Source organism: Betaproteobacteria bacterium, from assembly GCA_016791345.1.
In the GTDB taxonomy this organism is placed as follows: Bacteria; Pseudomonadota; Gammaproteobacteria; order Burkholderiales; family JAEUMW01; genus JAEUMW01.
Genome location: JAEUMW010000338.1, coordinates 19456 through 28715, shown reverse-complemented (window position 1 = coordinate 28715; position 9260 = coordinate 19456). Strand labels below are relative to the sequence as shown.

Sequence of the window (9260 nt, the reverse complement as noted above, 5' to 3'; positions counted from 1 at the left end):
GATCACGTCGGCGCGATGCTGCTGCCATGCCTGTCGCACCGACGCACCGCGGCCGCGCAGGAGCGGCGCCATCAGCACGACGCGCCCGGCGTTGGTCAGCCAGTCCTGCAGGATCGGCGGTGTCAGCAGCAGCGCCACTGCTGCCTTGTCGACGAGCGTGTAGGCGGCGATCGTGACCCCGGTGCCGAGCGCCATGACCACCGCGCGTTCGATGCCCTTGCTGCGCAGCGCGCGCGGGTCGCCGGTCAGGATCAGCCCGCCGCCGCTGATCAGGAACGCGCCGCCCAGTGCCAGCGGGGCAGGGCGCTCGCCGAGCAACAGCATCGCCAATCCCACCGTCAGCAGCGGACCGGTTGCGCGCGCGATCGGATAGACAAGCGACAGGTCGCCGTGACGATAGCCGCGGTCGAGCAGCAGGTAGTAGGCGGTGTGCAGGAGGGCGCTCGCCGCCGCAGCGGCGAAGTGCAGCCAGCCGAGGGTGGGCCGCAGCCAGAGAAAGACGCCGAGCGCCACAGGCGCATACAGCAGCGTAGCGATCGCGGCGAACAGCCAGACGAAGCCGGTGCCGCCGCCGGAGCGTTTGAGGAGATAGTTCCAGCCCGCGTGGGTGAACGCCGCCACCAGCACCAGCGCGAGCGCCGCAGCGGTCACCCGTAGCTCTGCCGGTGCGTCTTGAAGTATGTCGGGCCGTCGCGCACCGTCGGCCGATGCTCAGACAGCCGTGAAGCCGGCGTCGTCGATCGCCGTCCGCAATGCCGCCGGCTGCACCTTCGTGCCGTCGTAGCTCACCACGGCCTCACCCTGGTCGAGCGAGACATCGACGCGTTCAACCCCCGGCACGGCTTGCACGACGCGCGTAACACTCGCCACGCAGCCGCCGCAAGTCATGCCGCCCACCTTGATCGTCACGGTTTCCATTCGATTGTCCGCCATGAAAGTGAAATTGGAAGCGCTCGGGTCGCACCTGCTCAATGGGTCACCGGTGTCTTGCCGCTGCGTGCACGGAGTTCCGCGAAAACCTCCCGCACCCGCCGCGCACGTTCCGCGACGGTCGCGAGCGTCGCCTCCACCCGCAGTCGATCCGGTCCTGCGAGCCGGTAGCCGCGCTTGCTCTGAATGAGCTGAATGATACGCGCCGGATCGATGGGCGGGTTCCGGACGAACTGGATCGTGACGGCATCGGCGGTGGCATCGATGCGGGTGACGCCGAGCGGCTCGCCGGCCAGCCGCAGGCGGTGACATTCGAGCAGGGTCTGGCCGGCATCGGGCAGGAGTCCGAAGCGGTCGATGAGTTCTTCCTGCAGCGCATCGAGTTCCTCGCTCGTCTCGCAGTTGGCAAGCCGCTTGTAGAGGACGAGGCGCTCGTGCACGTCAGGGCAATAGTCGGCGGGCAGGAGTGCCGGCGCGTGCAGGTTGATCTCAGTTGCCACGCGCAGCGGCGCGGCGAGATCCGGCTCGCGCCCGGCCTTCAGCGAGCGCACGGCGTTCGCGAGCATGTCGGCGTACAGCGTGAAGCCGACTTCCTGCATGTCGCCGCTCTGCGATTCACCGAGGACTTCGCCCGCCCCGCGGATCTCGAGATCGTGCATGGCGAGGAAGAAGCCGGCGCCGAGTTCCTCCATCATCTGGATCGCTTCCAGCCGCTTCTTCGCCTGCGCAGTGATGGCACCCTCGTCCGGCGTGAACAGGAAGGCGTAGGCCTGGTGATGCGAGCGGCCGACGCGCCCGCGCAGCTGGTGCAGCTGGGCGAGCCCGAACATGTCGGCGCGGTTGATCACGATGGTGTTGGCGTTCGGCACGTCGATGCCGGTCTCGATGATGGTCGTGCACAGGAGCACGTTGAAGCGCTGCTGGTGGAAGTCGCGCATGGCGTGCTCCAGCTCGCGCTCGCGCATCTGGCCGTGGGCGACGCGGATCGTCGCCTCGGGCAGCAGCGCCTGGAGCTTTTCTTCCATGGCGTAGATCGTCTCGATCTCGTTGTGGACGAAATACACTTGGCCGCCGCGCTTGAGTTCGCGCAGCAGCGCCTCGCGCACCAGGCTGGGGGACCACGGGGCGACGAAGGTCTTGATCGCGAGCCGCCGCTGCGGCGCCGTGCTGATGACGGAGAAATCGCGCAGCCCTTCGAGCGACATCGCGAGCGTGCGCGGAATCGGTGTGGCCGTCAGCGTGAGCACGTCGACCTCGGCGCGCAGCGCTTTCAGCCGTTCTTTCTGGCGCACACCGAAGCGATGCTCCTCGTCGATGATGACGAGCCCGAGGTTCCTGAACTTGACGTCCTTCTGCAGCAGCTTGTGCGTGCCGATGACGATGTCGATGCGGCCCTCCGCAAGGGCCTTCAACGCTTGCGAAGTTTCCTTGGCCGAGCGGAAGCGGGAGAGCTCCGCCAGCTTCACCGGCCAGTCGGCGAAGCGGTCGGAGAAGTTGTTGAAGTGCTGCTCCGTGAGCAGCGTCGTCGGCACCAGCACGGCCACCTGCCGCCCTTCGCTCACGGCAACGAAGGCGGCACGCAGCGCGACCTCGGTTTTGCCGAAGCCGACATCACCGCAGACGAGCCGGTCCATCGGCTTGCCGTGCTGCAGATCGCCGAGCACCGCCTCGATGGCCGCCTGCTGGTCGGGTGTTTCCTCGAACGGAAAGCCCTCCGCGAACGCTTCGTAGTCGTGCTGCGACAGCTTGAAGGCGTGACCGACGCGTGCGGCGCGCTGTGCGTACAGGTTGAGGAGTTCCGCCGCCGTGTCGCGCACCTGCGCCGCCGCCTTGCGCTTCGCTTTTTCCCACTGGTCGGATCCGAGCTTGTGCAGCGGCGCGGCGTCGGCGGGTCCACCGGTGTAGCGGCTGATGAGGAAGAGCTGCGCGACGGGCACGTAGAGCTTGTCCCCGCCTTCGTATTCGAGCAGCAGGAACTCGGTCGCCCCATCGCCCAGATCAAGATTGACGAGTCCGCGATAGCGACCGACGCCGTGCTGTTCGTGCACCACGGGATCGCCGAGCTTGACCTCGGAGAGATCACGCAGCATGCCCTCGGTCGTCGTGCGGCGCGCGCCTTCACGCCCGCTCCGCGTGCGCGCGACACTCGGATAGATCTCGGCTTCCGTGACCACGGCGACGCCCGCGGCGGCGTGTGCGAATCCGTTGAGCACCGGCGCGACCGCAAGCATCGCGGCATCGCCGGCGGCGAGGAACGCGTCGAATGTTTCGCACACGACCGGCCGCAGACCGTGCTCGGCGAAGTACGCCGCCATGGTTTCGCGACGGCCGAGGCTGTCGGCGAGGATCAGGGTGCGCAGCCCGGAGGTCGCGACGAACGCTGCAAGCTTCGCGAGCGGTTCTGCCGCGCGGCGATCCACCTGCAGGTCGGGGAGCGCCTGGGTGAAGCTGCCCTCGGCATCCGGTCGGCCGCCGACTTCGATGCGCCGGTGCGGCTTCACGGCGCCGAAGAACGCGTCGGGCGCGAGGTAGAGATCGTGTGGCGGCAGCACGGGACGCGTGCGATCGCCCTTGAGGACGTCGTAACGGGCGCTGGTGTCGCGCCAGAACTGCATCGCCGCGGATTCGATGTCACCGTGCAGGCAGATCGTCGCGCCGGCGGGCAGGTAGTCTGCGAACGTCGCCGTCTGCTCGAAGAAGAGCGGCAGATAGTATTCGACGCCAGCCGGGGCGAGCCCCTTGCTCACGTCCTTGTACAGTTGCGAGCGCGACGGGTCGCCCTCGAAGCGCTCGCGGAAGCTCTGGCGGAAGCGTGTGCGGCCCGCGTCGTCGAGCGGAAATTCGCGCGCGGGCAGCAGGCGGACTTCGCCGACCTTGTAGATGCTGCGCTGGGTTTCGACGTCGAAGGTGCGGATGCTGTCGATCTCGTCGTCGAGGAGGTCGATGCGGTAGGGCAGGGCGCTGCCCATGGGAAAGAGGTCGATCAGGCCACCGCGCACGCTGTACTCCCCGGGCGAGAGCACCTGCGAGACGTGCGCGTAGCTCGCGACCGCAAGCTGTGCGCGCAGCGCGTCGATGGAAAGCTTCGCGCCCTGCTTGAGGAAGAACGTGTAGGCGGCGAGGTACTCGACCGGCGGCAGGCGACCGAGCGCGGTCGCCACGGGAACCAGCACCACGTCGCAGTCGTCGCGCGTGATCCGATGGAGTGTGGCGAGCCGCTCCGAGACCAGATCCTGATGCGGCGAGAACTGGTCGTAGGGCAACGTTTCCCAGTCCGGCAGCAGAGCCACTTCGAGTTCGGGCGCGAAGAACGGCATCTCGGCCTTGAGTCGCTGTGCCTGGGGCGCCGCGGCGGTGATCACGACCAGCGGACGCGCGCGTCCGGCGAGCTCTGCGAGAAAGAGCGCGTCGCTCGATCCGTGCAGCGCGGGTGCGCGCATGCGCGTGCCGGGCGCGGGCAGGTCGACGGGAAAGGGAATCGGGCGCATCGTGAAAGGGCGCCCATTATAGGGAAAGAAGCGGGACGAAGCCCGCGCTCCGAAGGAGTCGGCGCAGCGGCGCCAGCGGCGATCAGTAATCGAGTCGGTAGATCTTCACGCGCACCGGATTCGAGGGGTCCACCGCGTAACCGAGCGCGTCGCCCATGATGTCGACCGCATTGTCGAAGCAGCCGTGCGCCGACGGGATGCTGTCGGCGCCGGTCGACACGCTCGGCCGCGACAGCACATGATCGGCGCGATTTGTCTGATCGATGCCGAGACCGGACCAGAACTTTAGCCAATCGCGGACTTCGTCGATGCAGGCCGGCGCCCACATGTCGTCGCTCGCGTCGGGCGTGGCGAAGCTCGGGTCGAAGGCCCGGTCCATGCCGAGCAGCGGCGTCTTGTGGATATCCTCGAAGGCGCGGCTGACGAGGTACAGCAGCGACTTGCGGTAGGGCCCGACGCTGTCGTCGCGTTCGTTCTTGTCGGACAGCACGTGGATGTGCCAGTGCTCGGGGTCGAGCGTCTTGGCGTCGACCGCACGCTTGTAGTGGTCGAGGGCGAAGTGGATGGTGCAGGCCGGGGCGAAAAGGCGCAGCGACGCGACCTTGAGCCCCGCCTCGTGCAGGGGGGCCAGCATGGCACCGAGGACGATGGCGCCGGCCGAGTGGCCGATCATGTGGATCTCGAGTTTCGGCCGTGCTTGGGCCAGATCCTTCAGCCGTTCGACCATCAGGCGGACGCCGCCGTCGCCCGCCTCACTGGCGCGGTCGGCGTTGAGTTTCATCTGTCCCCACAGCGCACCCCCGGGGCCGCGCAACAGCGGCTCGAGCAGGCGGTCGGTCTTTTCGGTGATGCGCTCGGTCCAGCCGCGTGCGGGTTCGCCGGCGATGCCGGTGCGCGCAAACGTTTCCTCGACGAGATCGGAGACAGTCTCCAGCGCTCCGCTGCGCCATGTGATGAAGAGCGGGTAGAGCCCGGCATTGAGCGCATACGGCGCGATGGCGCGGATGCGGGTGATCGAGGCGCCTTCGCTGTTGAGGCCGCCGTGGGCATAAATGAGTAGCTTGTCGCTGGCGTGGTCGTTCATCCACGCGCGCGGACGATCGAACGCTGCCCCCGCGACGGCAGCGGCCGGATCTTCCGCCGTGATGTCGTTGCGTACTGGAAAACCGCGGTCGAGCACGATCGTGTGGCGATACGCAGCATCGGTTTCGAGCGGCTGTACGGCAAGCGGCACGCCGCGATAGCGGCGGGCGAACGCGTCATCGCCCGCGATCAGTCCGACCGGTCGTTCGAGGCCCGTGGTGTCCTTGTCCACCGAGGGCACGAGAAAGCGCGGCGAACGCAGCGTCCGGTTCGCGCCTTTCCGCGCCACGGCGACCGCCCGTTGCCGTGGCACGCCGAGCGTGAAGACCCACGCGTCCTCGCCGTGCGTGACCCAGTCTTCGTAGGGCAGCAGCGCGAAACCGCGCGAGCCCCAGTCGTCGCCCCAGGAGTTCTGCACGACGAAGCCCAGATCGTTGTAGCCGACGAGTGCGAATGCGTGGCCACCAGCGTTCTTCGGCTTCGGTACGTGGGCGACACGCACCAGATCGGCGTGACCGGCGAGCTGCCTGCGCGCACGGACACCCCAGCCCTCGTGAACGGTGGCCGAGACGTAGATCGCACCGATCTCGTGAATCGCGGCCTGCATGTCCACCACCGAGCGGGTGTCGATCCGGTAGTACACTCCGAGCGTGCAGTCGAGGGCGTCCACATCCCAGTTGCGGCTCGGGTCGTCGCGTTGCTGCGTATCCTCGGCAGGCGTCACATGCTTGCCGGCCGCGTACGGCCACAAGAGCTCGCGGCAGACGCCGTGGCGATGCCAGCCCTTCAGCGCGCCGCGACAGCTCGACCCTTCGTAGTCTTCGCCCGGCCACTCGTCGTAGAGCCGGGCGAGTTGATACAGCATCGCCGGACTGACGCGGATGAGCCCTGCGGCATTCTTTGTGTGTGCGGCGCGCCGGAAGCGCAGATAGTTGATCACCGCTGCCAGGCCAAAGCCGGTGCAGGCACCTTCGGCGCCCTGATCGAGGATCAGTCCCAACTCGGCATACTGAGGCAGCCACTGCGCGACCTCTTCGTCCGTCGGGTGCTGCGACGGGAGATTGCCGAGCAGCGGCTGGTACGGACGGTCGCGCAGATCGAGCCGATCGGGGCGGGCGTCGAGGACGATGGATTCGTTTCCGATCGCGACAGTCTTGCGTGGCATGGGGCCTCCTCGTTCGTCGTTATTGGGAGCCGCGTCGGCGTGCTCGTACCACCTGAAACGCCAGGGTACAGAATAAACTATGTCATCGGAGTACGTTGTCTGAAATCCCCCATTTGACCGATAGGCCATCGAGGGGAAATCTGCACCGATAGGCTATTCGGCTGATCGCCCGCCGGTTGGCACGCGGGTGCGAAGCGAGCTCCGGTATATGCCACGAAGGAGGACAATCTTGAGTCGACCATTGCTCGTCGTCATCATGTTGCTAGCCGTCTTGGTGTCGTCCAGTTGCGCGCAGCGGCGCGGTCCGGTGCGCGATGCGGTGCTGGGGAGTACGCACGTGGCGCAGCAAGGCGGCACGCCGCACCCCGAGGTGTCGGTGCCGCGCGTGGTCTACGTCGCGGATTTCCGGCTCGATACGCAGGCGCAGGAGGCCGGCAGCGACCGTCCGCGGCTGCTGGAACTGCCCGGACAGAGCCGCGATCCCGCGGAACAGGCGGCGGCGATCGTCGATCTCACGGCCCGATCGCTCATCGACGATCTGAATCGGGCTGGCGTGCCGGCGCGGCGGCTCGTATCGGGCACTCCGCTGCCAGCGTCGGGATGGCTCGTGCGCGGGGTGTTCACCGAGGCTGCCGAGGGCAGTGCGGTGAGGCGCACGGTGGTCGGCTTCGGTGCCGGCGCGCCGCGGATGGAGGTGCAGGTGGCCGTGAGCGATCTCGCCGATCAGCCCGACGCCCCCTTCGTGATCCTGGGTACGGCGACCGATCCCGATCGGTTGCCGAGCGGGTTGCTGTCGCGCAACCCTTACATCGTCGGCGCTAAGTTCGTGCTGGAGAAGGGCGCGCCCGAGCGCGAGGTCAAGTCAGTGGCACAGGCGATCGCGGACAGGATCGTGGAGCTTCGGGCCCGGGTTGCGGACCGGCAGGGATCCGCAAACCGCCGACGGAAGCGGGAAGGCGGGCTGTCGTTGTCCCGCGCGGCACGCGTCCGCGGAGAGCCGAGACGGCGCCGCCGCGCTAGAGGCGGTCGCCGATGAACTGCGAGTCCGCCCAGGGATCGCGCGGGCCCCAGTTCGGGCAGAACTCGTGGTTGAGCTGTGCGAGGAAGAGGAGTTCCTCGACCACCTCGGCGGCGAAGCCCTTGCGGCCGCCGCGGTCGTCGACGAGCAACCGGCTCACGTAGCGATCGAATTCGGGATGCCCCCACAGCGTGGTGAGGGGCTGCAGCAGATGCGGATAGGCTTCGACCGCGGCGCGTGCCTCACAGATCGTCGGGGCGGATTGCCTGGCGGGTGAGGCCGGCGGCGGCTCGGTGAGGTGCAGTCGGATCTCCGGGAATTCGAGGGCGTGCTCCGTGCCGAGGAAGACGGTATCGCCGCCGTGCGTGTCGGAGTGGGTCGAGTCACTCGCGGGCGGCCGCTCTCGCAGCATCGCTTCCAGGCGGTCCAGACGGCGTTCCACCAGCGCGAGGCGGTGCAGCGTGCGTTCGAGATCGGAACTCCTCATCCCCATCGTAACCCCCGTTCCTGCTGTGAACTGTCGCGACTTCGGCAGCGTGCACGACGATTCGGCGTTGGATGCCTGTCTGCGTACGCTGCTGCGGGTCGGCGACGGGACGTGCAGGAAGGGTGCCAGAGCGGGAATCAGTGCGGGGGAATGACCCGGGCGAAGAGATCGTCCAGGCAGCGGCGGCCGCCGGAGAACTCCCGTTCCGCCCGCTTCTCGTCCACGATGCGATGCATGCGCCCGACAAAGCGCTGATAGGGGTAGGCCTGCGTGTAATGCATGAGCGGGGTGTGCGCGCGAATCGCGCTGGCGATGCGCTCGTAGTTGCCCGGGATCCGGCAGTCCTGGCGCGGCGCATCGCCTTTCTCGAGGTAGAACGCCGTGAGGTTGCCGTTGTCGTGGGAGAGCCGGACCTCGGCGCAGTGCAAGCCGGCCTTCTCGCCGATGGCGGCCAGGTTCTCGCGGTTGAAGTTGTAGAGGTGGTCGATGTGAAAGCGATGGATGGGTGCCAGGCAGGTGGCCTCGACGTTCGGCACCTCGATCACGAGCAGACCATCGGGTTTGAGCCAGCGCTTGACGAGCCTGATGTTCGTCAGCGGATCCTCGGTGTGTTCGAGCACGTGCCACATGGTGATCGTGTCGAAGCTCGCATCGGAAAACTGGTGGTCCTGCGCGAAGCCAGGCAGCACTTCGATGCCGTACTCGTCGCGCGAGTAGCCGCCATAGCCGAGGTTGGGCTCGACACCGACGCCCTTGAAGCCGGCGCGCGTCATCAGATAGAGGAACTCGCCGGCGCCCGATCCGATGTCGAGCAGCGTATTGCGCCCGGTGAGATAGCTCCTGATCTTCTCGTAGCGGTCGATCGCCACCAAGCCACCGCGGTAGACGTGCTTGGGCTTGGGGTTGAACGCCCCCTTGAACTGCACGCGGTACTCATGCTCGTAGAAGCTGCGCGCGTCCACCGGCCGCGGGTCGCTCCAGACCAGTCCGCAGCTGCGGCAGATGACGGTGCGCAAGGGCTTGCGATCGCGATCCAGGGTCGAGACGACATCCACGCTCTGCGAGCCGCAGAGGTTGCAGGGGATGGTG

The 9260-nt window shown here is 67.5% G+C and carries 7 protein-coding genes; 1 reads left to right on the top strand and 6 read right to left on the bottom strand.

Going from position 1 to position 9260, the window contains the following annotated elements; all coding sequences use genetic code 11:
• The 4 genes from JNK68_13355 to JNK68_13340 all read right to left on the bottom strand — a co-directional run.
• A partial coding sequence (locus JNK68_13355) for an EamA family transporter (protein MBL8541343.1) occupies positions 1-651 on the bottom strand: 651 nt, incomplete at its 3' end.
• Between the two features lie 60 nt (positions 652-711).
• Positions 712-918, bottom strand: a complete 207-nt coding sequence (locus JNK68_13350) for a heavy-metal-associated domain-containing protein (protein ID MBL8541342.1) — start codon at positions 916-918, stop codon at positions 712-714.
• 50 nt (positions 919-968) lie between these two features.
• Positions 969-4418, bottom strand: a complete 3450-nt coding sequence (gene mfd, locus JNK68_13345) for a transcription-repair coupling factor (protein MBL8541341.1) — start codon at positions 4416-4418, stop codon at positions 969-971.
• Positions 4419-4500: 82 nt separating this feature from the next.
• Positions 4501-6666, bottom strand: coding sequence for a C1 family peptidase (locus JNK68_13340; GenBank protein MBL8541340.1), 2166 nt, complete (start codon positions 6664-6666; stop codon positions 4501-4503).
• Positions 6667-6895: 229 nt separating this feature from the next.
• On the opposite strand from JNK68_13340, the gene JNK68_13335 reads away from it, so the two are divergent.
• The gene (locus JNK68_13335; protein ID MBL8541339.1) at positions 6896-7702 is read left to right on the top strand and encodes a DUF4410 domain-containing protein; all 807 of its coding nucleotides are present in this window, start codon (positions 6896-6898) and stop codon (positions 7700-7702) included.
• On the opposite strand, the gene JNK68_13330 is transcribed toward JNK68_13335, so the two are convergent.
• Together JNK68_13330 and JNK68_13325 are read right to left on the bottom strand one after the other, a co-directional pair.
• Entirely contained in the window at positions 7683-8171 is a 489-nt protein-coding gene (locus JNK68_13330) for a hypothetical protein (GenBank protein ID MBL8541338.1), read from the bottom strand. The two genes, JNK68_13335 and JNK68_13330, sit on opposite strands and share 20 nt — an antisense overlap.
• A 137-nt stretch (positions 8172-8308) precedes the next feature.
• Positions 8309-9208, bottom strand: coding sequence for a class I SAM-dependent methyltransferase (locus tag JNK68_13325; GenBank protein MBL8541337.1), 900 nt, complete (start codon positions 9206-9208; stop codon positions 8309-8311).
• Between the last annotated feature and the right edge of the window lie 52 nt (positions 9209-9260).